Here is a 25,233-nt window from a genome sequence, read left to right as displayed (position 1 = left end):
CCCGGCGGACCGGACAGGGGCGATGGGGAGTGCGGGCGGCTCAGGCCAGCAGGGCCGGGATGGTCTCCTCGTGGGCGGTGCGCAGGCGCTCCAGGGGGAGTGAGAACTCGCCCTGGACCTCCACCGCGTCCCCGTCCACGACCCCGATGCGGGTGGCCGGCAGGCCGCGGGCGCCGCACATGTCGGTGAAGCGGACCTCCTCCGAACGCGGCACGGCGACGATCGCGCGCCCGGCCGACTCGGAGAAGAGGAAGGTGAAGGCGTCCAGCCCGTCCGGGACGATCAGCCGCGCGCCCTTGCCGCCGAGCAGCGCCGACTCGACGACCGCCTGGACGAGACCGCCGTCGGACAGGTCGTGCGCGGCGTCGATCATGCCGTCGCGGGAGGCGGAGATCAGGATGTCGGCGAGCAGCCGCTCGCGCTCCAGGTCGACCGCCGGGGGCAGGCCCCCGAGGTGGTCGTGGACGACCTGGGACCAGGCCGAGCCGCCGAACTCCTCGCGGGTGTCGCCGAGGAGGTACAGGAGCTGGCCCTCCTCCCGGAAGGCGGCCGGCGTGCGGCGGGCCACGTCGTCGATCACGCCGAGGACGGCGACGACCGGCGTCGGGTGGATGGCGGCCTCGCCGGTCTGGTTGTACAGCGAGACGTTGCCGCCGGTCACCGGGGTGCCGAGCTGGAGGCAGCCGTCGGCGAGACCGCGCACGGCCTCGGCGAACTGCCACATGACCGCCGGGTCCTCGGGCGAGCCGAAGTTCAGGCAGTCGGAGACCGCGAGGGGCTTCGCGCCGGTCGTCGCCACGTTCCGGTACGCCTCCGCCAGGGCGAGCTGGGCGCCGTGGTACGGGTCCAGCTTGGCGTAGCGGCCGTTTCCGTCGGTGGCGATGGCGACGCCGAGGCCGCTCTGCTCGTCGATGCGGATCATGCCCGCGTCCTCGGGCTGGGCCAGGACGGTGTTGCCCTGCACGAAGTGGTCGTACTGCTGGGTGATCCACTTCTTGGACGCCTGGTTCGGGGACGCGACCAGCCTCAGGACCTGGTCCTTCAGCTCCTCGGAGGTCTCCGGGCGGGGCAGCTTGTTCGCGTCGTCGGCCTGGAGGGCGTCCTGCCACTCGGGGCGGGCGTAGGGCCGCTCGTAGACCGGGCCGTCGTGGGCGACGGTGCGCGGGTCCACGTCGACGATCTTGCCGCCGTGCCAGTAGATCTCCAGGCGGTCGCCGTCGGTCACCTCGCCGATGACGGTGGCGATGACGTCCCACTTGGCGCAGATCTCCAGGAAGCGGTCGACCTTGCCGGGCTCGACCACGGCGCACATGCGCTCCTGCGACTCGCTCATGAGGATCTCCTCGGGCGAGAGCGTGGAGTCGCGCAGCGGCACGTCGTCGAGGACGACGCGCATGCCGCCCGAGCCGTTGGAGGCCAGCTCGGAGGTGGCGCAGGACAGTCCGGCCGCGCCGAGGTCCTGGATGCCGACGACGAGCTTCTCCCGGAACGCCTCCAGGGTGCACTCGATGAGCAGCTTCTCCTGGAAGGGGTCGCCGACCTGGACCGCCGGGCGCTTGGACGGCTTGGCGTCGTCGAAGGTCTCGGAGGCGAGGATCGAGGCGCCGCCGATGCCGTCGCCGCCGGTGCGGGCACCGTAGAGGATGACCTTGTTGCCGGCGCCGGACGCCTTGGCGAGGTGGATGTCCTCGTGCCGCATGACGCCGATGGCACCGGCGTTGACCAGCGGGTTGCCCTGGTAGCAGGAGTCGAAGACGACCTCGCCGCCGATGTTGGGCAGGCCCAGGCAGTTGCCGTAGCCGCCGATGCCGGCGACGACGCCGGGCAGCACGCGCCGGGTGTCGGGGTGGTCGGCGGCGCCGAAGCGCAGGGGGTCCACGACGGCGACGGGGCGGGCGCCCATGGCGATGATGTCGCGGACGATGCCGCCGACGCCGGTGGCCGCGCCCTGGTAGGGCTCGACGTAGGAGGGGTGGTTGTGCGACTCCACCTTGAAGGTGACCGCGTACCCCTGGCCCACGTCGACGACGCCGGCGTTCTCGCCGATGCCGACGAGGAGGGCGTCGGACTCGGGGGCCTTCTCGCCGAACTGGCGCAGGTGGACCTTGGAGGACTTGTACGAGCAGTGCTCGGACCACATCACGGAGTACATGGCGAGTTCGGCGCCGGTCGGGCGGCGGCCGAGGATCTCCACCACCCGCTCGTACTCGTCCTTCTTGAGACCGAGTTCGGCCCAGGGCAGCTCGACGTCGGGGGTCGCGGCCGCGTGCTCGACCGTGTCCAGAGGCGTCCGGCTCATGCGTTGACCAGCTTCTTGAGGATCGAGGTGAAGAAGGGCAGGCCGTCGGTGCGGCCGGTGCCGATCAGCGGCTCGGTGGCGTGCTCGGGGTGCGGCATGAGGCCGACGACGTTCCCGGCCTCGTTGGTGACGCCGGCGATGTCGCGGAGCGAGCCGTTGGGGTTGACGTCCAGGTAGCGGAAGGCGACCCGGCCCTCCGCCTCCAGCAGGTCGAGCGTGTACGTGTCGGCGACGTACCGGCCGTCCATGTTCTTCAGCGGGATGTGGATCTCCTGGCCCTCGGTGTAGTCGGAGGTCCAGGCGGTCGCGGCGTTCTCCACCCGCAGCTTCTGGTCGCGGCAGATGAAGTGCCGGTGGTCGTTGCCCAGCATGGCGCCCGGGAGCAGGTGGGCCTCGGTGAGGACCTGGAAGCCGTTGCAGATGCCGAGGACGGGCAGACCGGACTTCGCCTGGTCGACCACGGTGTCCATCACCGGGGAGAAGCGGGAGATCGCGCCTGCGCGCAGGTAGTCGCCGTAGGAGAAGCCGCCGGGCAGGACGACCGCGTCGACCTGCTTGAGGTCCTTGTCCTTGTGCCAGAGCACGACCGGCTCGGCGCCCGCGAGGCGGATCGCCCGCTGCGTGTCGCGGTCGTCGAGGCTGCCCGGGAAAGTGACGACGCCAATACGAGCGGTCACTTCGCGGCCTCCGCGACTTCCTCGACCTTGACGGTGAAGTCCTCGATCACGGTGTTGGCGAGGAAGGATTCCGCAAGATCACGGATGCGGGCGAGCGCGGCGTCGTCGACCGGCCCGTCCACTTCGAGTTCGAATCGCTTTCCCTGACGTACGTCGGAGATGCCCTCGAAACCGAGCCGCGGCAGTGCGCGCTGCACCGCCTGGCCCTGGGGGTCGAGGATCTCCGGCTTGAGCATGACGTCGACTACGACGCGTGCCACTGGCACTCCCGGTGTGTGGTGCTGAGCAGGTCCCTTCAGACTACCCGCCCAAAATTTCTACCCGCGTAGCATTGGAGGATGCTACGTGACCGCCCTCACGGACGGCCCATCGGGAGAGGCGCGGACGAAAAACTTCGGGAAAGATTCCGGATCGATCCCCGGTGGCTATTGCGCGACAGACACGCGGAGAGATTTAGTCGAGCTTCACATGGCAATGCCGGGCACTGTACAAATGAAATGTCTTGAGCCGATGCTTTGCCCACATACTGGCGAACAGCCGGCATCATCGTGACGTCCTGGCACGTCATCGCGGAGATGCCGCATGAAGGGACCGATATTCGTGGCGCAGCGTGTCGTGGTCACTCTCTATGACGACATCGACGGCTCGGAAGCGACGGAGACGATCGCCTTCGGCGTCGACGGCCGGACGTACGAGATCGACCTCAACGAAGCCAATGCCCGCAAACTGCGCAAGGCTCTCGAACCCTATGTGACGGCCGGCCGCAAGCGGTCCCGGTCGGGGCGCGCGTACCGGCAGACCGAGGTGGCCCCCGCCCCGGCAGCGGTGCGCGCCTGGGCGCAGTCGAACCGGATGGACGTGCCGGCGCGCGGCAGAATCCCGAAGAAGGTGTACGAGGCGTTCGCCGCGGCGCAGTGATCCGGCGGTCCCCGCCGACGGGGCCGCCGGGTGCCGGCGGGGGCCGACGACCGCTCACCGGCCCCTGGCGGCAACCGACTTGCGCAGCACCCCCGGTGATCGGATAGAGTCTGGAGCACGCCGAGGGGCAAGGCCGGAAGGCCCCGCCTCACGGATCACGCGGGTGTAGTTCAGTAGTAGAACATCCCCCTTCCAGGGGGAAGGCGCAGTGTGCAATTCCTGTCACCCGCTCTGCGCGGTCCACCATCCACCGCGAGGGTCACTCCTCCGGAATGGATCAGGTAGGCTGGTGCTCGCACCGACCGGTGAAAGCCGGTCGGGGGCAATGCGGACGTAGCTCAGCTGGTAGAGCGCAACCTTGCCAAGGTTGAGGTCGCGAGTTCGAACCTCGTCGTCCGCTCGGTGTGAAGACCCCGGTCCTTCTGGACCGGGGTCTTTCTCGTCTCTCCGGCCGGATTCCCCCGGGGCCGCGGACCGGTCTCTGACATTTGTCATGCCGGGTGATGACACCGCGCACTGCCGACGCTCCCCCGGCGCCGCGACGCTGGGGACATGCGAGCAGAAGAACAGGAACACGTGATCGAGGTCACCGACCTACGGCGTGTCTACGGGGGCGGGTTCGAGGCGGTGCGCGGGATCGACTTCTCCGTGCGCCGCGGCGAGGTCTTCGCCCTGCTGGGCACCAACGGGGCGGGCAAGACCTCCACCGTCGAGCTGCTGGAAGGGCTCGCCGCCCCGGCGGGCGGACGGGTACGGGTCCTCGGCCACGATCCCCACACCGAGCGGGCCGCCGTCCGGCCCCGTACCGGCGTGATGCTCCAGGAGGGCGGCTTCCCGTCCGAGCTGACCGTCGCCGAGACCACCCGGATGTGGGCCGGCTGCGTGAGCGGCGCCCGCCCCGCGGGCGAGGCGCTGGAACGGGTCGGCCTGTCCGGCAAGGCCCACACCCGCGTCAAGCAGCTCTCCGGCGGCGAGCGGCGCCGCCTGGACCTGGCCCTCGCCCTCCTCGGCGAGCCCGAGGTGCTCTTCCTCGACGAGCCCACCACCGGACTGGACGCCGAAGGCCGCCGCGCCACCTGGGATCTGGTGCGGGAGCTGCGCGACGGCGGGACGACCGTGCTGCTGACCACGCACTACCTGGAGGAGGCCGAGAGCCTCGCCGACCGGCTCGCCATCCTGCACCGGGGCCGCATCGCCGCCACCGGGACCCCGGCCGAGGTGACCGCCACCCAGCCCTCCCGGATCTCCTTCGAGCTGCCCGAGGGCTACTTCGTCGGCGATCTGCCGCCCCTCGGTGAGCTGGGTGTCGGCGGGCACGAGACCGACGGCCGGACCGTCCGGCTGCGCACCCGCGAACTCCAGCGCGCCGCCACCGCCCTGCTGGTGTGGGCCGACCGGGCCGGCGTCGAACTGCGCGGACTGGACGTCCGCTCGGCCTCCCTGGAGGAGGCGTTCCTCCAGATCGCCGAGCATGCCTCCGGGACGGCGGCAGCGGGGGCGACGGAGACGGTGACGGCGACGGCGACAGCGATGGAGAGCGAGGGGTACGCGGCATGAACGAGACGGAGGCACCCGGACGCCCGGCGGGGACGGGCACGCGAGGGACAGGCACGAGGGGCACGAGGGGGACGACCGGCTCGGCGGGGACAGGCCCGCGGGCCTCGGCGGGGACGGGGCGGGCGGCGGCGAGCACGTCGCTGGGCCGGATCGGCGCCCTCGCCCGCGCCGAACTCACCCTCCTGGGACGGAGCAAGGGCACCCTCGTGGCCGCCCTGTTCGTCCCCCTGGTCCTGCCGCTCAGCGTGCGCTCGGCCGCCACGAAGATGGACCTCGCCGAGGCGGGGCTCTCCGTCGGCACCGTCGTCCTGCCCGCCGCGGTCGGCTTCTCGCTGCTCTTCGCCGTCTACTCGGCGCTCGTCGGCGTCTTCGTCGTCCGCCGCGAGGAACTCGTCCTCAAGCGGCTGCGCACCGGCGAGCTGCGGGACGCCGAGATCATCGCCGGGTCGGCCCTGCCCGCCTCCCTGACCGGCCTCGCGCAGTGCCTGCTGCTGACGGCGGCCTGCTCACTGCTGCTGGACCTGCCCGCGCCGCCCGCGCCGCATCTGGCCGTCGCCGGTCTGCTGCTCGGCCTCGTGCTCTGCGCCGCGCTGGCCGCGGTCACCGCGAGCCACACCCGGACCGGCGAGAGCGCGCAGGTCACGCCGATGCCGCTGATGATCGTCTCCATGATGGGTTCCGGCATGTTCGTCCCGCTGGAACTGCTCCCGGACCGGCTCGCCTCGGTCTGTGAACTCCTGCCGCTGACCCCCGTCCTCACCCTGGTGCGGGCCGGCTGGACCGGCGCCCTGCCGGCCGGCGAGACGCTGGCCGCGCTGGCCACGGCGGTGGCCTGGACCGCGCTCGCCGTGTTTGCTGTACGCCGGTGGTTCCGCTGGGAACCGCGACGCTGACAGCACGGGCCGCGTGGCCGGGAGGGCGGGACGAGACGATGGGCAGGCCGGGGCGCTGGTGGCAGCGGAAGAGCACGCCGGCGAAGGTGGAGACGTACACGCGGTGGTCGTTCCACTCCTTCGCGCTGCTGGAGATCGTCACGGTCGGCCTGACCGCCCTCCAGCACGCCGGGCCGCGGATCGCGGGCCTGCTGATCCTGCTGGTCGTCGGGCACGCCGCGGTGATGCTGCCCACCACCGCGCGGTCCCTGGACTGGACCCGGGGCCGCCGGGAACAGCCGGTGCGGCTGCTGTGGGCGCTCGCCGCCACCACCGGCGTGGTCGCGATGGCCGCCGCCGCGCTGGCCGAGCACGGTCCGGGCGGCGAGGGCACGAGCGAGGCGGCGGGCGCGGCCTTCGGCATGGTCCTGTGCTTCGGCCCCGGCCTCATCGCGCTCGGCGTGCGCACCCGGCGGCGCGTGTGCGCGATGGTGGCGGGCTTCGGCGCCGGTGCGGGGCTGATCGCGCTGGCGTGGGGGATGACGGCGACGGCCGCCGCCTCCACCGCGCTCATCGTGCTCGTCGGCGGCGGTTTCGTGGCGTTCACCTCGGTCTTCTCGGTCCGGCTGCTCAACGCCGTCTACGCCCTCGACGAGGCCCGCGAGACCCGGGCGCGGCTCGCGGTCGCCGAGGAGCGGCTGCGTTTCGGGCGGGACCTGCACGACGTGATGGGCCGTAACCTCGCGGTGATCGCCCTCAAGAGCGAGCTGGCGGTGCGGCTGGCCCGGCGCGGCCGGCCCGAGGCGGTCGAGCAGATGATCGAGGTGCAGCGCATCGCCCAGGAGTCCCAGCGCGAGGTGCGGGACGTGGTGCGCGGCTACCGGGAGGCCGATCTGGAGGTCGAGATCATGGGCGCCCGGGGCGTGCTGACCGCCGCCGGGATCGACTGCGAGGTGACCGGCGATCCGGCCGGGCTGCCCGCCGGGGCGCAGTCGGCGCTCGGCTGGGTGGTGCGGGAGGCGACCACCAACGTGCTGCGGCACGGGGACGCGAAGACGTGCGCCGTGACGGTGCGCAGGGCGGAGGGGCGTGTGGTGCTCACGGTGGAGAACGACGGGGCGCCCGAGCCTGCCGCCGGCCCACCCGGCGGCTCGGGCCTCGCCGGTCTGCGGGAACGCCTCTCCGCGGTGGACGGGACGCTGGAGGCGGGCGCGATCGGCAAGGGCGTCTTCCGGCTGCGGGCGGAGGTGCCGGTGGGCGGTGCGGGTGCGGGTGGGGTTGGGGTTGGTGGTAGGGCTGATGACTCTTCAGGGGCAGGGGAGGCTTGGGTGACCGGTGGGGTGGCGGAGGCGCGGGCCGGGGGTGGCCCGGCGCGGGGTGCGACGGGCGCGGGCGGCCCGGCCGCCGGGGGTGCGGCGTGAGTACCGGCGCCGTGCGGGTGCTGCTCGCCGACGACGAGCACCTCATCCGCGGGGCGCTCGCCGCCCTGCTCTCGCTGGAGGACGACCTCCTCGTGGTCGCCGAGGCGGCCAGCGGTCCGGAGGCGCTGGCGATGGCCCGCGCGCACGAGCCCGACGTCGCCGTGCTCGACCTCCAGATGCCCGGCGCGGACGGTGTGAAGGTCGCCACATCGCTGCGCACCGAACTCCCCGGCTGCAAGGTGCTGATCGTCACCAGCCACGGCCGCCCCGGCCACCTGAAGCGGGCGCTGGCCGCGGGCGTGCGCGGCTTCGTCCCCAAGACCGTCAGCGCCCGGCGACTGGCCGAACTCATCCGCACCGTGCACGCGGGAAACCGCTACGTCGACCCCGAGTTGGCCGCCGACGCGATCTCCGCCGGGGACTCGCCGCTGACCGCGCGCGAGGCCGAGGTGCTGGAACACGCGGCCGACGGGGCGCCGGTGGCCGAGATCGCCGAGCGGGCCGCCCTCGCGGAGGGCACCGTACGGAACTACCTGTCGTCCGCCGTCACCAAGCTCGGGGCGGAGAACCGGCACGCGGCGGTCCGGCTCGCGCGGGAGCGCGGTTGGGTATAGTGGCTGTCGCGCCACGGCGCACGCGGACGTAGCTCAGCTGGTAGAGCGCAACCTTGCCAAGGTTGAGGTCGCGAGTTCGAACCTCGTCGTCCGCTCCGCTGCACGAAGCCCCCGGTTCCGGCCGGGGGCTTCGTCGTGTTCCCCGGCCGAGGCCGGCCGGGGGGCGTCGTCCGCGGGCCTACGACCAGGTCAGGCCGGTCAGCCGCTCGTACGCCTCGACGTACCGCGCCCGCGTCGCCTCCACGATCCGCTCGGGCAGCGCCGGCGGCGGCTGCTCGCCGGTCCGGTCCCAGCCGGACTCGGGCGAGGTGAGCCAGTCCCGGACGAACTGCTTGTCGTACGAGGGCTGCGCGCGGCCCGGCTGCCAGCGGTCGGCCGGCCAGAAGCGGGAGGAGTCCGGGGTGAGGACCTCGTCGGCGAGGACCAGACCGCCGTCGCCCTCCGCGAAGCCGAACTCGAACTTGGTGTCCGCGAGGATGATGCCGCGCTCACGGGCGATGTCCCGGGCGCGGGAGTAGACGGCCAGCGTCACCTGGCGCAGGTGGGCCGCGGTGTCCGGGCCGACCCGGTGGGCGACCTCCTCGTAGGAGACGTTCTCGTCGTGCTCGCCGACCTCGGCCTTGGTGGCCGGGGTGAAGATCGGGGCGGGCAGCTCGGAGCCGTCGACGAGGCCCTCGGGCAGGGCGAGTCCGCAGACGGTGCGGGTCCGGCGGTACTCGGCGAGGCCGGAGCCGGTGAGGTAGCCGCGGGCCACGCACTCGACGGGGACCATGCGCAGCGAGGCGCAGACCAGGGCCCGGCCCTCCCAGTCGGCGGGGGCGCCGGGGGGCAGCTCGGTGCTGAGCACGTGGTGCGGGACCAGGTCGGCGAGCTGCTCGAACCACCACAGGGAGAGCTGGGTCAGGATGCGGCCCTTGTCGGGGATCTCGGTGGGCAGCACCCAGTCGTAGGCGGAGACACGGTCGCTGGCGACCATGACGAGGTCGCCGGCCTCGTTGCGGTAGAGGTCGCGCACCTTGCCGGTGTGCAGATGCACCAGGCCCGGGACCTCGGTCGGCTCGGGCTTTTCGACGAATCCGGACACGGTTCCTCCCCGTGGTTCTGTCCAATGACGTGATTCTCCCGTATTCCGGAGGCCGGCCTCGGCGCGGGGTGGCGGCGGGCGGCCGGGCCGGCGGGCCGGAGGGCGGCGGGGTCCGGGTTCCCGGACGCGGGACGGGTGATCAGTTCCGTTCGGGTCGGGCCTGTTTCGGGTCAGTGCTGTTTCGAGTCAGTACTGTTTCGGGCCGGGCCCGTTCACGTCAGCACGGCTCACGGCAGTCCCGTTCGCGTCAGTCCCGTTCGCGTCGGTCCCGTTCGCGTCAGTCGCGTTTGCAGACGCGGTCCAGGAGGTTGGCCGTGGCGCGCTGGATGCGGGCGTCGACGTGGCCGGGGCGGTCCAGCGCCGGGGACCACGCACAGGTGCCGGAGGCGAAGACCCAGGCACCGGAGGGGGCCCGGTACAGCGAGGTCTCCTGGTGGCGCCGGGCACCCTCGGCGTCGGTGTACGGGGAGTGGGCGAGCAGCACCCTCTCCTCGTGGTCGGGGAGCGGGGTGCGCGGGAAGTACCGGTCGGCGTCGCCCGCGACCAGGGCCTCGATCGCGTCGCCCTCGTGGGCGCCGGTGGCCTCCCACAGCCAGTGCCCGTCGTTGCGCACGATCAGCGGGTGCGGTGCGGGGACGGCGCCCTCGTGCTGGATGCCGAGGAGCCGCTGTTCGGCGCGGTCGGTCTCCCGCCACAGCGCCGGCCGGCCGGGACCCCGGCGCCCCCGGCTGCTGAGCAGGCGCCCGGGGGCACCGGAGGGCGACGGGCTCAGCTCGGCCTGCCAGGAGAGGCTGCCCGCCGAGAGGAAGACCAGGGAGGTGCCCACCGCGCGGGCGCGTTCGGCGGTGTCCCGCATCGCGGCGGTCCAGTACGCGTCCCGGCCGGGGAAGACCAGGCCCCGGTACCGGGTGGGGTCGACCCGGCCGGAGTGCAGGTCACCGGCGTTCGCGTAGGCGAGGTCGTAGCCGTAGCGCTCGGCGAAGCGGATGACGTCGTAGGCGTGCCCGGCGTGCGGGGGCAGTCCGGTGCCCGCGTACGGACGGTCGAAGGAGACGGTGGTCGCGGCGTCGGCCTCGCCGAGCAGCCGGCCCTCCTCGTCCCAGGCGTGGTGCAGGCTGGCGCCGGTACGGCCGTCGGCCGGGTAGAGGTTGTACGCCTGCCAGGTGACGTCGGGCAGGACGAGCAGCAGGTCGGCGGCGCGGTCGTCGCGGACCGTGAAGGGGATGTGCGTGCGGTGCCCGTCGGCGGTGGTCAGGACCGCCACGTAGGCGCCGACACCCCAGTACGTCGGGACCCGGAACCGCCAGGACAGCCACCAGTGATGGCAGGAGACGGTGCGGTCGGCGGCGAGCGGCGGCGGCTGGACCATGCCGGACAGGCGGGGGCTGCTGGTGATCCGCGCCGCGCCCTCGCCGCCGTAGTGGCCGATCCGGTAGACGTCGACGCCGAAGGGCTGGGGCGGGTCGACGGTGATGTGGAAGTCGAGGTCCTCGCCGGGCGCGACGACGCCGGTGGCGGTGAAGCCCTTGATCTGCCGCCGGATGTCGTCGGCGGCGCGCAGGGGGCCGGGCGGGGTGTGCTCCGCGGGGCGCCGGGCGGGGGCGGGCGTGTGCCGGGGGTGAGGGAAGGGAGGGCGCGCGGCGGGAGCGGGGGCCGTCCTGGCGGGGTCGGCGGGGTGGGTCTCGGTGCCGCGCGGCCAGGGGACGGGGCCCGGTCCGAAGGGGTCCGTCAGGGCGTGCGCCCGTGCGGCCGGCTCCCAGCGGCGGATGTGCTCGGACCCCATGGGACGTCCCTCTCCCTCTCTCCCGGCCTGCCCCGTGGTCGCGCCGTGCGTGGAGACGAACGCCTGTGCCTCGTACGCGATCGGTCCCAGCACATCACATGTGGCGCGTGTGTGGTCACGGTTCGTCGTGAAGCGAGCCGAAGTGGAAGTGGGGAGACCGGTTTCGGAGGTGAAGGGACGGGGGTGAGGTCGCGGGCCGGGTGGGGGTGAGGCGCGGGGAGTGGAGTGGACGCCGGGGGTGGGGAGGGCGTGTGGGGACCGGGGCGTGGGGTTCCGGGGGCGTGGGGTTCCGGGGGCGGAGAAGACCGGGGGCATGGGATCAGACCAGGCGGACCGAGGTCAGACCAGGCGGACCGGCTTCTCCGGGCGTATACCGAGGTCGGTCAGCCAGGCCCGCAGGGGGTCGGGGTCGCCGCTCTCGACGAGACTGAGGACGCGCGGGGCCAGGTCGGAGGCGCGGGCGCCGCCGATCAGGAGCGTGGGGCCGTCAAGCCAGTCGAGGCCGGGGACCGCGCCGGCCGTGTCCATCGCGGCGCAGCAGACCATCGCCGTGATGTGGTCGGTGAGGATCTCGCGCCCGGAACGCGGGGGCCGGAGCGGGAAGAGCGGGAGCGACCGGTCGTCCCAGAAGGCGGCCTCGGGTCCGGCCGGGCCCGCCGTCGCGCCGACCGGAGCCGCGACGGCCCCGGCGGCCTCCTCGCGGGCCAACTGGGCACTGAGCCCGGCGGCCAGGGCGGCACCGGAGGCGGTGGTGTCGGCGAGGTCGTCGTCGTCCGCGAAGAGGTCGGGGCGGTGGCTGTGGCCGTGGTCGTGGCCATGTTCGCGGCCCTGGTCGTGGTCGCTGCCGTGGTCGTGGTCGCTGCCGTGGCCGTGGTCGTACGGCTGAGGGGCGGCGGAGCCGTTGAGGGCGCGTACGGGGCTGTGCCCGTCGGAGGCGGGGAACGCCGGGGTCCGGCCGGCGGCCGGCGGGAGCGCGAGGTGGTTCAGGACGCGGGCCAGCGTGGGGCCGTCGGCGCCGGGCGCGTCGTCGGCGGAACGGCGGACGCCGAGGGTGTCCAGGACGCGGTGGAGGCGGGCGGCGTCGGTGCGCCAGGTCCGGTCGACGACCTCCTCCGGGTACTCCTCCCACTCGACCGGCGACCAGTCCGGCCGGGACTCCGTGGGACCGCCGTGGAAGAGGCGGGCGGCGAGCAGGGAGACCGCCTCGTCGACGGTGCCGGGCTCCTCCAGCAGGTCACAGGCGGGACGCTCGCCCAGCCGGGAGGTGAACCCTTCCGCCAGGCGGTCCCGCCGGGACAGCTCCGTGAGGGCGGCGACCACGCCGACGTCCAGTCGGGAGGGCCACCGGCCCATCCGCCAGGCGGGCAGCGCCACCCGGGTCAGCAGCCGGTCCCAGCCCGCGTAGGCCAGGCCGACCTGCTCCTGGGCGACGATCCGCAGCCCGTAGTCGACCGCCTGCGCCCGTTCGGCGGCGGCTGCGGCCACCCCGCGCTCCATCTCGGACGCGTGCTCGCGGCAGTTGCGCAGCAGCATGCGGGACACCTGACCGAGACCCGCGTACGCCACCCGGAGGAACGGCCTGCCGCCACCCGCCGAGGCCACGGCGACGGCGGCGTCCAGCCCGCGTATGAAACGGCGGGCGGCGGCTATGTCGGGGTGGGCGGAGGGGCCCGTACCGGCGACGACCGGGGCGAGGACCGCGCGCAGCTCGCCGACCCGCATCCACCACAGGAAGGGCGAGCCGATGACGAGCACCGGGGCGACGGGGTCCCGGCGGCCCCCGGCGTCCGGTCCGACCGCGTCGTCGGGGTCACCGGCGGGCGGCGGGCCGTGGGCCGGATGCGTACGGTCCTCCAGCCAACTGTCGCAGTCCGGTGTCAGGGCTATCGCGGAGGGGGCGGGGACGCCGAGCCGGTCGGCGAGGTCGCGCACCAGCCCGTAGAGGTCGGGGGCGGAGTGCTCGGGGACCGGCACCGTCGGCGTGACGGCGGGCCGGGCACGGGCGACGACCAGGGCGATGGCGCCCGCGCCGAGCAGGACGAGCAGCGCGAGGACGGTGACGGCCCAGCGGGCGGCGTCCCATGCCGGGCCCGGGAAGTGGCCGGTGAACCCGCCCGCGAGCAGGACGACGGCGACGGCGGCCGGCACGAGGGCCACGGCCAGCGCCCGGCTGCGGACGCGCAGCACGGCGAGCGCCCGCGCACGCGCCGCCTGGGCGCCTCTTTCCACACCACCGGTTGCGGTCACGTGCGGACCTCACCCCCTCCTTGCCGTCCCCGACCGTCCTCTTGCTCTCCTGGAGTTGCCCATGACCCCACTGTGGCACTCGCCCCCGACATCGCAATGCCGGTGGGCCAAGTGCCGGAATGCCTGCGCGGCACCCTAGTTGGGGCCTCGGTCCACGTCAGCCGTATGGCGCATCGGTCACTCGATGGAATGGCTTTGGGGAGAGCTGAGTGGCGCAGAGCAAGGGTCAGGCCCCGGTTCCATGGAGGAAGCCGGGGCCTGGGGAGTCCGGTGCGCCGGGGGCGCGAAGGGGGCGCTTTCCGGGCGGGACGGGGGCGGGGCAGGGGCGGGGGTTGCCGTGGGTCGGGAACTGCCGGGCTGGGGCCGCTGGCCCGGCCGTCGGCCCCGCCCCGGGGCCGGTCAGCCCTCCGCCGCCTCCGCCGCCGCCTTCGCCGCGATGTCCGTACGGTGCTGGGAGCCGTCGAGGCCGATGCGGGCGACGGCCCGGTAGGCGCGCTCGCGGGCCTCGGCCAGGTCCGCCCCCGTGGCGGTGACGGACAGGACACGCCCGCCGGCGCTGACGACGGCGTCGCTCTCCTGCCGGGTCCCGGCGTGCAGGACGTAGGCGTGCGGGGCGTCCTGGGCGGCCACCTCGTCGAGGCCGGTGACCGGGTCGCCGGTGCGCGGGGTGCCGGGGTAGTTGTGGGAGGCGACGACGACGGTGACGGCCGCGTCCTCGCTCCAGCGCAGCGGCTCCAGGTCGGCGAGGGTACCGGTGGCGGCGGCCAGCAGCAGCCCGGCGAGCGGCGTGCGCAGGCGGGCCAGTACGACCTGGGTCTCGGGGTCGCCGAAACGGGCGTTGAACTCGATCACGCGGACCCCGCGGCCGGTGATCGCCAGCCCGGCGTAGAGGAGCCCGGAGAACGGGGTGCCGCGGCGGCGCATCTCGTCCACCGTCGGCTGGAGCACGCTCTGCACGACCTCGTCGACGAGCTTCGGGTCGGCCCAGGGCAGCGGCGAGTAGGCGCCCATGCCGCCGGTGTTGGGGCCCTCGTCGCCGTCGAGGGCGCGCTTGAAGTCCTGGGCGGGCTGGAGCGGGCGGACGGTCTCGCCGTCGGTGACGGCGAAGAGGGAGACCTCGGGGCCGTCGAGGTACTCCTCGATGACGACCCTGCCGGGCTCGCGGGCCGCGTCACCGGTGCCCAGGCAGGCCCCGGCGTGCGCGCGGGCCGCCTCGACGTCGGCGGTGACGACGACGCCCTTGCCGGCGGCGAGTCCGTCGTCCTTGACGACATAGGGGGCGCCGAAGGCGGCGAGGGCCGCGTCGACCTCCTCGGGCGTCGTACAGACGTAGGAGCGGGCCGTGGGCACGCCGGCGCCGGCCATGACGTCCTTGGCGAATGCCTTGGAGCCCTCCAGCCGGGCGGCCTGCCCGGAGGGGCCGAAGACCGGGATGCCCGCCTCGCGCACGGCGTCGGCGACCCCGGCGACCAGGGGCGCCTCCGGCCCGACCACGACCAGGTCGGCGCCGAGCCCGGTGGCCAGCGCGGAGACGGCCGCGCCGTCGAGGGCGTCGACCTGGTGCAGCTCGGCGACCTCGGCGATGCCGGCGTTGCCGGGTGCGCAGTGCAGCGCGGTGACGTCGGGGTCGAGGGACAGGGAACGGCACAGGGCGTGTTCGCGGGCGCCGCCGCCGATGACGAGGACCTTCACGGGGTCAGCCTAATGGCAGCGGACGGGGGCGGTTTGTGCGGGCTTCCGAAGGGACGGGCGCCGGGGGCTTGTGGCTTCCTCCAGGACGGGCCCCCTCACCGCCTCACACCCGGGTCTCCCGCCGGTTCACTCGTTGGCGATCTCCTCCACCACGGTCGCCCCCAGCTCCCGTACGAGCAGGTCCATGCCGGAGAGGGCCGACTCGTCGAGGTCGGGGTCGTCGTCCTCGGGGGTGTCGTCCTCCGGGGAGACCGGAGGCGGCGGCTCGGGCGCCGGGGGCCGGGGCGCGGGCGCGGAGGGCGCCGGTCCGGCGGGGGCGGACGGCGCGGCGGGGGGCGCGGGCGGCCCGGACGGGGGCGGAGCGGCGGGGCGCGGCGCGGGCGCACCGGCGCCGAAGCCTCCGCCGTACCCGCCGGGGGGCCCGGCGGGCGGGGGCGCGGAGCCGCCGGAGGGGTCGACGACGGCCTCGATCTTCCACTGCACGTTGAACTGCTCGGCCAGGGCCTGCCGCAGGACGTCCTCGCTGCCGCTGCTCAGGAAGTTGTCGCGGGCGCCGGCGTTGACGAAGCCGATCTGGAGGGCGGAGCCGTCGAAGCCGGTCACCTGGGCGTTCTGGCTGAGCAGGATCCAGGTGAAGCGGCGGCGGTTCTTGACCGCTTCCAGGATGTTGGGCCAGATCGAACGCGGGTCGAGCCCGCCGCCCGGGGGCGGTGCGCCGACCGGGGCGGGGGCCTGGGCCACGGGTGGGGGCGGGGGCGCGGAGTGCGCGGGGGCGGACGGCGCGGCGGGTGCGGCGGGGGCCTGGGGGCGTCCGGCGCCCGGAGCCGCCGGGGTGGGCCAGCCGCCGGGCCGTCGTCCGCCGCCGGTGGGGGCGGTGGTGGGCCAGGCACCGGGCGCGGAGGCGGGGGGCTGGGCGGCGGGCGCGGGGGCCGGAGCCGGAGCCGGAGCCGGAGGCGTGGCGGGGGCGGGGACGGGGACGGGGGCCGCCGGGGGCCGGGCGCCGCTCGCCGGGCCGGGCTCGGCCACCGGAGGCGCACCGGCACCGGGAGCCTCGTACGCACCCGGACCACCGGGACCACCCGGACCACCAGGACCGCTCGGGCCACTGTGCCCACCAGGGGTGCTCGGCGTACCCGGGGCATGCGGGCCGCCGGGAGCCTGCGCGGGTCCTCCGCCACCCCCCGCCGGTGCCCGTACCGCCGCCCTGGCGGCAGCGGCGCCACCGCCGGGCGGGACCGGCGCACCGCCGCCCCCGTGCGCCTCGGGTCCCGGCACGTACCCCATCGCGGGCGTGCCCGCGCCCGAGGAGAACTGCACGCCGCGCTCGATCCGGTCGAGGCGGGCCATCACGGACCGCTCGTCGCCGTAGGCCGCGGGCAGCAGGACGCGCGCGCAGATCAGCTCCAGTTGGAGGCGGGGCGAGGTGGCGCCGCGCATCTCCGTGAGCCCCTCGTTGACCAGGTCGGCGGCGCGGCTCAGCTCGGCGGCGCCGAAGGAGCGCGCCTGGGCCTGCATGCGCTCGACGACGTCGGCGGGGGCGTCGATGAGCCCCTTCTCTGCCGCGTCGGGCACGGCCGCGAGGATGACGAGGTCGCGCAGCCGCTCCAGGAGGTCGGCGACGAAGCGCCGCGGGTCGTTGCCGCCCTCGATGATGTGGTCCACGACCTCGAAGGCCGCCGCCCCCTCCCCCGAGGCGAACGCCTCGACCACGGAGTCGAGCAGCGAACCGTCCGTGTAACCGAGCAGGGCGGTCGCCATGGCGTACGTCACACCGTCGCTGTCGGCCCCGGCGAGCAACTGGTCCATGACGGACATCGAGTCGCGGACGGACCCGGCACCGGCGCGCACCACCAGCGGCAGCACGCCCTCCTCGACCGGGATCTGCTCCTGCCGGCACACCTCGGCGAGGTAGTCCCGCAGGGTGCCGGGCGGCACGAGCCGGAAGGGGTAGTGGTGGGTGCGCGAGCGGATGGTCCCGATGACCTTCTCGGGCTCGGTGGTCGCGAAAATGAACTTCAGGTGCTCCGGCGGCTCCTCGACCACCTTGAGCAGCGCGTTGAAGCCGGCCGACGTGACCATGTGGGCCTCGTCGATGATGTAGATCTTGTACCGGCTGTGGGCGGGCCCGAAGAACGCCTTCTCCCGCAGGTCACGGGCGTCGTCCACACCTCCGTGCGAGGCGGCGTCGATCTCGATGACGTCGAGCGAACCGGGCCCGTTCCGCGCCAGGTCGCGGCAGGACTGGCAGGTGCCGCAGGGGGTGGGCGTGGGGCCCTGCTCGCAGTTCAGGCAGCGGGCGAGAATCCGCGCGCTGGTCGTCTTGCCGCATCCGCGCGGGCCGCTGAACAGGTACGCGTGATTGACCCGGTTGTTCCGCAGCGCCTGCTGCAACGGGTCGGTGACATGCCCCTGCCCGATGACCTCGGCGAAGGACTCCGGGCGGTAACGGCGGTACAGCGCGAGAGACGACACGCCTACGAGGTTATAGGCGCCCACCGACAACCGGCCCGCATCGCCCGAGGGACCCCCCGGGTACGTGAACGCCCCCCACGCACCCGCCAGAGCCGACCTACCCTTGCTGCCTTCCGGCCCTGGGGGAGTTCAGTCAGATAGCGCCGCGTGAGGGGCTCCGCACAGGGTACCCGATCCTCCCCGCGGGAACGAGTTCGCAAGCACTCCCCAACGTCATGTAATGTTCCCGGCGGAGGATTCGCCTAGAGGCCTAGGGCGCACGCTTGGAAAGCGTGTTGGGGGCAACCCCTCACGAGTTCGAATCTCGTATCCTCCGCCAGTGCCTCACCGGGCACGAAGTCGAAGGGCCCCACCGCAAGGTGGGGCCCTTCGACGTTGAGGGTTGCGGTTGCCGCGATCGGGCATCGATGGGGCCCGTGGTGCCTAGCTTGGCGTTTGACCTCGCCGGGCTCGGCGCAAGGCTGAACCCTATGATCGGCACCGTTGACGCAGGCAGGGCAGCGTCCCACCTGCCCGATACGAGGTGGGAGCTGTGGAACAAACCTGGGCTGCGCTCGCCGTGGCCGTCGTCGGTGTCATCGGCACCCTGGGCGCGGCTCTGCTGACTCAGAGCAGAGCCGATCGGCTCAAGCGCCATGAGCTGGAAGCGACCGCTCGTCAGCAACGCGAAGACCGCGCCCACGCCGAACAGGTCCGGCAACGGGAAGCACGCCTCGCGGCACGACGCGAACTGACCGATCTGCGCCGCGCCTGCTATATCTCCCTCAACACCACGGCACGGCAGTACCAGACCGCACAGATCAACCTCACGCACGCCCTGCGCGCCCGGGACGACGCAGAAACCCAGGCGTGCGCCGAGCAACTAGAGGCACGGCGCCTGGTCCTTCGCGACAGCTACGCAGAAGCACAGATGATCGTGCCCGGCGCCGTGCTGGCAGACGCCCGAGCAACAAACCACCAGCTCAACAAGACCTACGGCCTGCTGAAGAGCATGACGTCAGGCGGCCGTCCCAGCGCCGGCGAACTCGATGCCCTCGAGATCGAGACGGAACTGTCGTGGGCCCTGCTGTCCGACCTGAGGGCCGCCATGCGCCGCGATCTCGGCGTGGACGATGCCTCCGAAGAGTAGAGCCCCGGCCCTCAGCAGATACGTCCGCCTGCCGAGGGCGGCGCAAGGAAGGCGTCATCGGCCGCCAACCGTCTGGCAGCGGGCCCTGCCGGACGTGGGGAACGAAACCGCCGATACCTCGGCTACGCGCCGCCCGGTCCCCGACGAGAGTCGCAGTTCGGGTTGCGTTCAGCCGGGTTCAAGCGCGTTCACGTCACCCTGACGAGCACGCTCCGCCGCAGGTCAGGACGCCTGCGAACCTTCCCGGACCCCCATACGAACAGTCGGAAAGCGTGTTGGGGGCAACCCCCTCACGAGTTCGCATCTCGTATCCTCCGCCAGTGCCTCACCGGGCACGATGTCGAAGGGCCCCCCGGAAACAGGGGGCCCTTCGACATGGTCCGTCTCGATCTGTGCCGACGGCCACAGCCAACGGGGCGTACATGGCACATACTGAGTCATGACAAAACCTGCCGCGCCGAAGCGTCGTCTGCCCACCAGCCCCTTCAAGGCCCCGGCCGCGCCGGCTCCCGAGGACTTCGCCGTGGGCGACCAGGTCACCCACGACGTGTACGGACTCGGCCGAGTGATCGGCATCGAGGCCGGGATCGCGGCGCTCGTGGATTTCGGTTCGTCGCGCACGCGGATCTTGAGCCCGTACGCCAAGATGACCAAGCTGTAGGACCGCTGTGCCCGGTTACGGCACACCAGGACCCTTCTGGGACCTGTACCGAAAGAGAGACCTCTCATCGATCTGACATCGCTGTTCTCCGCCCCGGAAGGGCAAACCCGCTGCTCCACGGCGGCATCGCCGCCCCCGACGACGGACCCCTTCCAGGCCCCGGACTTCGGGGAGGACGACGCCTTCCCGTTCGAGGACGCGCCGGAGCCCGCCTCGGACATGGGTGCCGGGCGCTTCTAGCCGGGCCCCCCATGAACGCCACCGGCTGCCCAGCCGGATCGAGGGCCCCGACCAGATCCTGGCCGGGGCCCTCGCCATCGCCCGGCCCCGGCAGAGCCCGGAGACCAGGCGGACGAAGGCCAGGACGTACGCATGACCGACGTCGGCGGAGCGGTCGCGGCCGAGCCATGTCCCCAGCAAGCCGGGGGGGATCTGGCGCCGGCGCGTGGAAGGCCGGACCGAACGGCTCGTCGCGCCACCGCAGCACGGTACGCCGTACCGCTCCCGGTCCCGTCGTCTCCCCCGTCGTCCCGGCCGCTCGGCGGTGCGGGTCCTGTTCAGCGGACGAGGAGCAGTCCGCAACTGTAGGCGCGGGCGTGGCCGATGCCCTGGGTGAGGGCGGCGACGAACGTCTTCGGGTCGGTCACCGTGAACGTGCCCTTGATCTCCGCACGGGCGATGCGCAGGCCCTTGTGGGGGGCTGGGCTGGAGACGCGCGGGAGCATGCGCAGGGCGAGCCGTTCGGTGTCGGCGTCGGCTCCGACGCGCACGACTCCGTTGGGGGCGACCGGGGGTTCGCCGGACGGTTGCAGACGCTGCGAGAACCACCTCTTCACGTGCTCGGGGCGGGTGTGCGGGACGCGGGTGCCACGGGTCTTCGGGGGTGAGCCGGGCGGCGGCGGGATGGCGCGGACCGGGTTGACGACCGTACGGAAGTCGACGCGGTCGCCGGTGCGGAAGGTGCGGTCGACGGTGAGGATCTCGGGGGCCTGTGCCACGGCGCCCCGGGGCACGGCGCTCCAGTCGGCGGGGACGGACGACTGGACCACCAGGTTGAGCCGTGCCTGCCGGAGATCGACGGTCCAGGTCGACAGGACGCCCATCTGGGAGCGGGCGTCACGGCTGCCGTCGTCCACCCAGCCGGGGAATCCGCTCATGACGGTCCGGTGCATGTCCTGCGCGTCGATGAGGGATTTGGCGGCGAACGGGTGCCGGACGTCCAGGGTGAGCAGGCTCTGCGTGGCGACGAACCGGGCGGCGTCTCCCGGGGCCGAGGGCGCCGGCGAGGTGGCGGTGGTCGTGTTCACAGGATGATGTCCCATCCTCGGGCGGGCGAGGCGATGGTGATGCGGTGCCGGGTCTCCCAGCGGAGGCTGTGGACGCTGCCGTCGGCGTCGAAGCGCACCGGCTGGTCGGACAGCGGGCTGACGCCGGGGAGCGGGCGCGGGCTCTCGATCCAGGCCCACCGGCGTGCGCCGGTCGTGTGAGCGGGCGGCTCCCCTTCACCGCAGCCGGCGTCGGGGAGCAGGGCGTGCGTCTCGAACGCGCTCCGAAGGGTCCCCGGGACGACGCCGAGGGCGAGGTCGCCGGAGGGCGGGCAGGCTTTGCGGCCGAGCCAGAGCAGGCGCTTCGGGTACTCCAGGGCGTGGGCGATCCGCTCCAGGAGAGCCACGTCCGGATGTTCCAGGCCGACGAGGAAGGCGGCGTCGGCGAGGTACCAGCGCTCCGACGTCAGGGCGTGGCGGCGGACCTCCCCGGAGACCAGGGCTCCCGAGACCGGGTCGGCGGTGACGTACTTCGGTGAGCCGTACCAGGCCGCCAGCTCCGCGCGGCCGAACGGTCCGGGGCCCGAGCCGTCCGGTGCCGGGGCCGTCGTCGCCTTCGCGGCCCGTTGGTGGTCGGTGAGGAGGTCCCGGGGGCGCAGCGGATAGGTTCCCCCGCCGGCTGTGTGGTAGTCGCGCAGCGGTGTGCCGGGGCGGTCGGCCCGGACTCCGTAGAGCACTTCGGCCAGTTCGCCCAGGGGTTCCTCGCGGGCGAGTCCGAGGGCCGCGGCGCACAGGCCGATCACGCCCGATTTCGTGGGCCGGCTGTGGGTGTCGCGTCGGGCGAACCTGCCGGTGAGGCCCCAGGACTGCAACGGCCCGGCGAGCCGGATGAGCAGGACGTGGGGGTCGTGGAGACCGTTCACGGGGTGAGGTCCTCGGCCCGCTCGACCACGGTCAGCGACTCGGGCGGCCCCAGCTCGCCCAGGAGCGCGTCGATCTCGGGGTCGTACGTCAGTACCCGCGCCGTGCGCAGGTCGTCGCGGCGTCGGCTGACGAACGTATGGTGGCGCAGCAGCCGGCGTACGGCGGCGGGGCCGGCCGGGCCCTCCCCACCGGTGGACAACGGGCCCTCTTCCACGGGCCGTTGGAACGCGGACGCGTAGTTGTAGGGGCGTTCGCCCTCGAAGGCGAGAACGAGGGCGGGGAGCGACCCGGTGGAGGCCGTGGAGTTCTTCTTCGCTTCCGGGAACGCTTCCACGAAGGCGATCACGAACTCGGTCTCGGCCTCGGACGCGGCCTCCTCGGCCTCGTCTTCCGCCATGCCGGCCACACGCAGGTTGGTGCGGAGCTGGACGCGGTCGAGGACAGCGTGCCGGTAGAAGGTTCCGGAGATCAGGGACTGGTATCCGGTCATGCCCGCGCCCGCGTCGTCGGCGGCATCGAGGAAATCGAGTGCATTGCGTTTGCGATCGAGCTTCGCATCGTCGGCCGCCGCGTAGAAATCCTCCATTTGCTCGGATTCGTGCACGGTGAAGGCGTGCCCGGTCTGGACGGCGCCGTCGACGTTCGGGGAGTCGGGGATCTCCGCGAGGAAGCGGCCGTAGAGCGCGATGTCCACGGCGTCGCGGGGAGCCAGGGCCAGCAGGACGGCATCTCTGGTGGCCTTGGGCAACGGCGGCAGGGCGACGGTCGCGGAGGGTTCCGCCGTGGACGCCGTGGACACCTCCTCCGGCGCCTCGTCAGCTCCCGGCTGTGCCTCCGTCTTCTTCCGGGCTCCCCGGCGCGCCTTCTTCGCCGCCTCGGCGCGCGCCTGGGCGTCGAAGTACGTCTCGCGCCACTCCTCGACCTCCGCCGCCCGGTCGGCGATGTGCGCGGCGATCCTCGCACCGGCGTCGGACGGGGCGAAGACGAGGACCTTCGTCAGGTTGGCCACCGTCCTCTTCTTCGGGTCGCCGAATTTGAGGCCGCTCGCCTCCATCACCGCACGGGTCGTGACCAAGGCCCTGTCCTTGTCCCAGCCGTGGACGGTCTCGAGTTCCCGTGCGGCAAGGAGGGCCCACTCCCGGGTGCGGACGCCCATGCTCCGCCCCTTGAGTGCTCCTCGGCCGGCGTTGGCACGGTCGCGGGCGTGGACCCGCTCGGCACGCCGGCGGGCCTGGCTGGTGATCATGTGGCGTTCCACTCCCCCGAAGACGAGGGACTTCGGCTGGCCGTTCTCGTCCCGCACCGGGAGGACCGCCGCCAAGGTCTCGATGAGATGCAGGGAGAGGAACTGGCTACGGGGTGGTGCTTCGGTCACGGGATGGTGTCCTTCCGCGTCGTCGTTTCGTTCGGTGCGCCCAGGTCCCGGGCCGGCGGGGTGTGGAAATCGACCGACCACCGATAGGCGACCCGCGCCTTGCGGTCGTGCCACCGGATGAGGTCCTCGGCCAGTCCGGTCCAGGACGGCGGCGGCTCCTCGCAGGACCGCAGCCGGGTGACCGCGTGCTGGAGGTGACGCCATGGGACGCGCCGGCTGGCGACGACACGGTTGAGGAGGCGTTGGGCGCCGGGGTTTGCCGGCCCGCGTTCCGTCCCGTGGCCGATCCGTCGGGCCGCGGCACCCAGGCTGCCGCGGCCGTACGCGGGCACGGGGCGCCCTTGGTGATAGACGGCGAAGAGGAAGGCCGTCCGCTCGAAGAGGTCACGGTGGTCGTCGCCTCCGAACCAGCCGGCGCGGATGTGGGCGTCGGTGCCGCCCCTGGCTCGGCGCAGCTCGGCGAGGGCCCCGTACTCGCGGTTGCGCACGAGGGTGGTGAGCCAGGCGGTGAGGGCCGCGCTGTCGTGGGGGAACCGGGGCCGGTCCGACTCCGTTCCGGGCGGCGGGTGGTGCTCAGTCACGTGCGATCTCCCCTCGGAGTTCGGCAGGGGCCCGGTCTCCGGAGACGGCGTCCTCGAAGAGCCGGACGGCACGGGCCCGCGCCCGGTGGTTGCGGTCGCTGGGCGGCAGGGCGTCGAGGCGCCGGAGCATCTGCGTCCGGGCGGTCTCCATCAGGCCCGTCGCGTACTCGATCAGCGGCTCGGAGACCGGGTCGTCGTCCTCGGGTCCCCGGTCGATCACTTCGTCCAGCAGTTCGTGGAAGGGGGCCTCGGCGGCGGGCCAGAACGACCACCGGGCGTCGAGCCGGGCGACCTGACCGGCCTCGTCCGCGGCCCTCACGGCCGGAAAGGCGGTCTCGGCGGCGACGATGGCCGCCTTCTTCAGGCTCCACGCGAGGTACTCGGCGATGTCGGAGCCCCTGCGGGAGGCCCGGTAGAGGTGCGCGGCCATCCCGGGGGCGTAGGGATAGGCGCCGTCCGTCCAGGCCATCGGCAGCGCCTTGTTGGCCAGCAGTCCCACGGCCCAGAGCTGGTACGGGGCCCCGGGGCCCGTCCGTGCGCGGGTGAGGGAGCGCAGCCGTGCGTACAGCCCGGTCTCGTCGTCCCGGACGGCGCTGTAGAGGGCGTGGGCCTGCTGCCAGAGCGCCCTGGTGGGGGACGGCCACAGCGGCTTGCGCACGCCGTTCGTCGTCTGGCCGTACACCGCGTCCTGAAGGTGGCGTTCCGGGTCGAGTCCGAGGATCTCGCCGGCCCCGATCAGGACCCGGTCGACCACGAGTTGCCCGCGCGGTCCCTGCCGTGGGCGCAGGAGCACGGAGCGTCCGAGGGCGCTGTGGAGATCCGCCGGGCTCTGCGGCACCCTGGGCGCCGCCGTCTCTCTGAAGGTGCGGCGCTTGATGCCGGACATGGTCCAGGAGGTGTTGAGCACGCCCGGCGGGCCGTCGGGCGGGTAGAGGTTCAGGCGCAGGGTCTCGCCGAGCGTCCGCCCGGTGGCGACGACGCGGACCCTTCCCGCGAGGCGGCCCACGGCGAGGTTGGTGACCTTGGCTCCGAGGCGCTTGCCGGGCATACGGGCCCGTCCGTAGGGGGCGTAGACGTGCTGCGTGAGCGTGGCGCGGAACGCCTCCGCCGCCGGGAGCGGGTTGTCGCGTTCAAGGTGGTGGTGGTCGAAGTGCTGGTTGTAGTCACCGGCGTGTTCGATGACCAACTGGGCCGTCCCCGTACCGCTCTCCCGGAGGTCCTCCGCCAGCAGGGAGTTCTGCGCCAGGGGCTCCGTGGGGTGGAACAGGTCCCAGGCGTCGTCCGGTTGACGTCGCAGCCAGTCGGCGGCGGGGGCGAGGCTCCGCTCGCCGCTGATCCAGTCCCGCCATTCCCCGTCCGAGGACGGACAGGTACCGGAAGCGAAGCAGATCGCCAGCAGGTACTCGATGACGGCGACCTTCTCGCCGGAAGACGCGCAGTCGAGGTCGGCCTGATCGTCGGCGTGTGCGAGGAGCGCACACAGGGAGTGGTGCGCGGAGGCGCCTTCGAGGGTGACGGTGGGGACGCAGGGCTTGTGACGAGGGTCCCAGGACGGACGGGGCGGGGGTGCGGAGGATGGGGGCTCAGACGGTGGGAGGGGAACGTCGCGCAATTCTCACTACCGCTCTTTCGAACGTGCCCAGCGGGGGGGGAATTCCCACC

The 25,233-nt window shown here is 73.3% G+C and carries 20 protein-coding genes, 4 tRNA genes and 1 other RNA gene; 11 read left to right on the top strand and 14 right to left on the bottom strand.

Going from position 1 to position 25,233, the window contains the following annotated elements:
• Positions 1-40: 40 nt before the first annotated feature.
• Genes purL through purS form a run of 3 tightly spaced genes read right to left on the bottom strand, consistent with a single transcriptional unit; the run spans position 41 to position 3,236 of the window.
• Complete coding sequence (purL, locus tag J5Y05_RS15515; protein WP_210872650.1) at positions 41-2,299, bottom strand: phosphoribosylformylglycinamidine synthase subunit PurL; 2,259 nt, start codon at positions 2,297-2,299, stop codon at positions 41-43.
• Positions 2,296-2,976, bottom strand: coding sequence for a phosphoribosylformylglycinamidine synthase subunit PurQ (gene purQ / locus J5Y05_RS15510; protein ID WP_210872648.1), 681 nt, complete (start codon positions 2,974-2,976; stop codon positions 2,296-2,298). Before purQ ends, purL begins: the two co-directional genes overlap by 4 nt.
• Positions 2,973-3,236, bottom strand: a complete 264-nt coding sequence (gene purS / locus J5Y05_RS15505) for a phosphoribosylformylglycinamidine synthase subunit PurS (RefSeq protein WP_210872646.1) — start codon at positions 3,234-3,236, stop codon at positions 2,973-2,975. Before purS ends, purQ begins: the two co-directional genes overlap by 4 nt.
• A 340-nt stretch (positions 3,237-3,576) precedes the next feature.
• Here purS and J5Y05_RS15500 point away from each other — a divergent pair, with 340 nt between their 5' ends.
• The 8 genes from J5Y05_RS15500 to J5Y05_RS15465 all read left to right on the top strand — a co-directional run bounded on the left by J5Y05_RS15500 (position 3,577) and on the right by J5Y05_RS15465 (position 8,453).
• Entirely contained in the window at positions 3,577-3,894 is a 318-nt protein-coding gene (locus J5Y05_RS15500) for a histone-like nucleoid-structuring protein Lsr2 (protein ID WP_210872644.1), read from the top strand.
• A 159-nt stretch (positions 3,895-4,053) separates the two neighbouring features.
• Positions 4,054-4,125 (top strand) — tRNA-Gly (locus tag J5Y05_RS15495).
• Between the two features lie 96 nt (positions 4,126-4,221).
• Positions 4,222-4,294: transfer RNA gene (locus tag J5Y05_RS15490), tRNA-Gly, on the top strand.
• Between the two features lie 152 nt (positions 4,295-4,446).
• Positions 4,447-5,451, top strand: a complete 1,005-nt coding sequence (locus J5Y05_RS15485) for an ABC transporter ATP-binding protein (RefSeq protein WP_210872642.1) — start codon at positions 4,447-4,449, stop codon at positions 5,449-5,451.
• On the top strand, positions 5,448-6,344 hold the full coding sequence (locus tag J5Y05_RS15480) for an ABC transporter permease (RefSeq protein WP_210872640.1): 897 nt from the start codon (positions 5,448-5,450) through the stop codon (positions 6,342-6,344). The genes J5Y05_RS15485 and J5Y05_RS15480 overlap by 4 nt, the downstream gene beginning before the upstream one ends.
• 38 nt (positions 6,345-6,382) lie before the next feature.
• The gene (locus J5Y05_RS15475; RefSeq protein WP_210872638.1) at positions 6,383-7,744 is read left to right on the top strand and encodes a sensor histidine kinase; all 1,362 of its coding nucleotides are present in this window, start codon (positions 6,383-6,385) and stop codon (positions 7,742-7,744) included.
• Positions 7,741-8,358, top strand: a complete 618-nt coding sequence (locus J5Y05_RS15470) for a response regulator transcription factor (protein ID WP_210872636.1) — start codon at positions 7,741-7,743, stop codon at positions 8,356-8,358. Before J5Y05_RS15475 ends, J5Y05_RS15470 begins: the two co-directional genes overlap by 4 nt.
• 22 nt (positions 8,359-8,380) lie before the next feature.
• A tRNA-Gly gene (locus J5Y05_RS15465) sits at positions 8,381-8,453 on the top strand.
• 83 nt (positions 8,454-8,536) lie between these two features.
• Here the strand turns inward: J5Y05_RS15465 and J5Y05_RS15460 are convergent.
• The 6 genes from J5Y05_RS15460 to ffs form a co-directional block, all read right to left on the bottom strand.
• The gene (locus tag J5Y05_RS15460) at positions 8,537-9,442 is read right to left on the bottom strand and encodes a phosphoribosylaminoimidazolesuccinocarboxamide synthase (RefSeq protein ID WP_210872634.1); all 906 of its coding nucleotides are present in this window, start codon (positions 9,440-9,442) and stop codon (positions 8,537-8,539) included.
• A 277-nt stretch (positions 9,443-9,719) separates the two neighbouring features.
• Entirely contained in the window at positions 9,720-11,225 is a 1,506-nt protein-coding gene (locus J5Y05_RS15455; RefSeq protein WP_210872632.1) for a N,N-dimethylformamidase beta subunit family domain-containing protein, read from the bottom strand.
• Positions 11,226-11,564: 339 nt separating this feature from the next.
• Entirely contained in the window at positions 11,565-13,472 is a 1,908-nt protein-coding gene (locus J5Y05_RS15450) for a M48 family metalloprotease (protein ID WP_210872631.1), read from the bottom strand.
• Positions 13,473-13,871: 399 nt separating this feature from the next.
• Positions 13,872-15,164 carry a phosphoribosylamine--glycine ligase gene (gene purD / locus J5Y05_RS15445; protein ID WP_210872629.1) on the bottom strand — a complete coding sequence of 431 codons (1,293 nt, stop codon included), beginning with the start codon at positions 15,162-15,164 and terminating at the stop codon, positions 13,872-13,874.
• Positions 15,165-15,290: 126 nt separating this feature from the next.
• Positions 15,291-17,636: a DNA polymerase III subunit gamma and tau gene (locus J5Y05_RS15440; protein ID WP_210872627.1), complete on the bottom strand. Its 2,346-nt coding sequence runs from the start codon at positions 17,634-17,636 to the stop codon at positions 15,291-15,293.
• Positions 17,637-17,700: 64 nt separating this feature from the next.
• Positions 17,701-17,795: signal recognition particle sRNA small type (gene ffs, locus J5Y05_RS15435), an RNA gene on the bottom strand.
• A gap of 72 nt (positions 17,796-17,867) precedes the next feature.
• Here ffs and J5Y05_RS15430 point away from each other — a divergent pair.
• The 3 genes from J5Y05_RS15430 (at position 17,868) to J5Y05_RS15420 (ending at position 19,426) form a co-directional block, all read left to right on the top strand.
• A tRNA-Ser gene (locus J5Y05_RS15430) sits at positions 17,868-17,955 on the top strand.
• 213 nt (positions 17,956-18,168) lie between these two features.
• Positions 18,169-18,765 (top strand): hypothetical protein, encoded by a 597-nt coding sequence (locus J5Y05_RS15425; RefSeq protein ID WP_210872625.1) that lies wholly within the window; start codon positions 18,169-18,171, stop codon positions 18,763-18,765.
• Positions 18,766-19,204: 439 nt separating this feature from the next.
• The gene (locus tag J5Y05_RS15420; protein WP_210872623.1) at positions 19,205-19,426 is read left to right on the top strand and encodes a hypothetical protein; all 222 of its coding nucleotides are present in this window, start codon (positions 19,205-19,207) and stop codon (positions 19,424-19,426) included.
• Between the two features lie 557 nt (positions 19,427-19,983).
• On the opposite strand, the gene J5Y05_RS15415 is transcribed toward J5Y05_RS15420, so the two are convergent.
• From J5Y05_RS15415 to J5Y05_RS15395, 5 genes are read right to left on the bottom strand one after another with little or no spacing between them, the layout of a single operon-like run.
• Entirely contained in the window at positions 19,984-20,733 is a 750-nt protein-coding gene (locus J5Y05_RS15415) for a type I-E CRISPR-associated protein Cas6/Cse3/CasE (RefSeq protein WP_307853923.1), read from the bottom strand.
• Entirely contained in the window at positions 20,730-21,614 is an 885-nt protein-coding gene (cas5e, locus tag J5Y05_RS15410) for a type I-E CRISPR-associated protein Cas5/CasD (RefSeq protein ID WP_210872619.1), read from the bottom strand. Before cas5e ends, J5Y05_RS15415 begins: the two co-directional genes overlap by 4 nt.
• Complete coding sequence (locus J5Y05_RS15405; protein WP_210872617.1) at positions 21,611-22,990, bottom strand: type I-E CRISPR-associated protein Cas7/Cse4/CasC; 1,380 nt, start codon at positions 22,988-22,990, stop codon at positions 21,611-21,613. Before J5Y05_RS15405 ends, cas5e begins: the two co-directional genes overlap by 4 nt.
• Complete coding sequence (gene casB, locus J5Y05_RS15400) at positions 22,987-23,571, bottom strand: type I-E CRISPR-associated protein Cse2/CasB (protein WP_210872615.1); 585 nt, start codon at positions 23,569-23,571, stop codon at positions 22,987-22,989. The genes J5Y05_RS15405 and casB overlap by 4 nt, the downstream gene beginning before the upstream one ends.
• Entirely contained in the window at positions 23,564-25,183 is a 1,620-nt protein-coding gene (locus tag J5Y05_RS15395) for a type I-E CRISPR-associated protein Cse1/CasA (protein ID WP_210872613.1), read from the bottom strand. The genes casB and J5Y05_RS15395 overlap by 8 nt, the downstream gene beginning before the upstream one ends.
• Between the last annotated feature and the right edge of the window lie 50 nt (positions 25,184-25,233).

The organism is Streptomyces tagetis (genome assembly GCF_018069565.1).
Taxonomy (GTDB): Bacteria; Actinomycetota; Actinomycetes; order Streptomycetales; family Streptomycetaceae; genus Streptomyces; species Streptomyces tagetis.
This window is presented reverse-complemented; position numbering and strand designations above follow the sequence as displayed.

Excerpts from the sequence above, each read along its gene's own strand:
- J5Y05_RS15480 (WP_210872640.1), top strand. The coding sequence starts at position 5,448 with ATGAACGAGACGGAGGCACCCGGACGCCCGGCGGGGACGGGCACGCGA.
- J5Y05_RS15485 (WP_210872642.1), top strand. The coding sequence starts at position 4,447 with ATGCGAGCAGAAGAACAGGAACACGTGATCGAGGTCACCGACCTACGG.
- purL (WP_210872650.1), bottom strand. The coding sequence starts at position 2,299 with ATGAGCCGGACGCCTCTGGACACGGTCGAGCACGCGGCCGCGACCCCC.
- J5Y05_RS15455 (WP_210872632.1), bottom strand. The coding sequence starts at position 11,225 with ATGGGGTCCGAGCACATCCGCCGCTGGGAGCCGGCCGCACGGGCGCAC.
- J5Y05_RS15420 (WP_210872623.1), top strand. The coding sequence starts at position 19,205 with ATGACAAAACCTGCCGCGCCGAAGCGTCGTCTGCCCACCAGCCCCTTC.
- J5Y05_RS15475 (WP_210872638.1), top strand. The coding sequence starts at position 6,383 with ATGGGCAGGCCGGGGCGCTGGTGGCAGCGGAAGAGCACGCCGGCGAAG.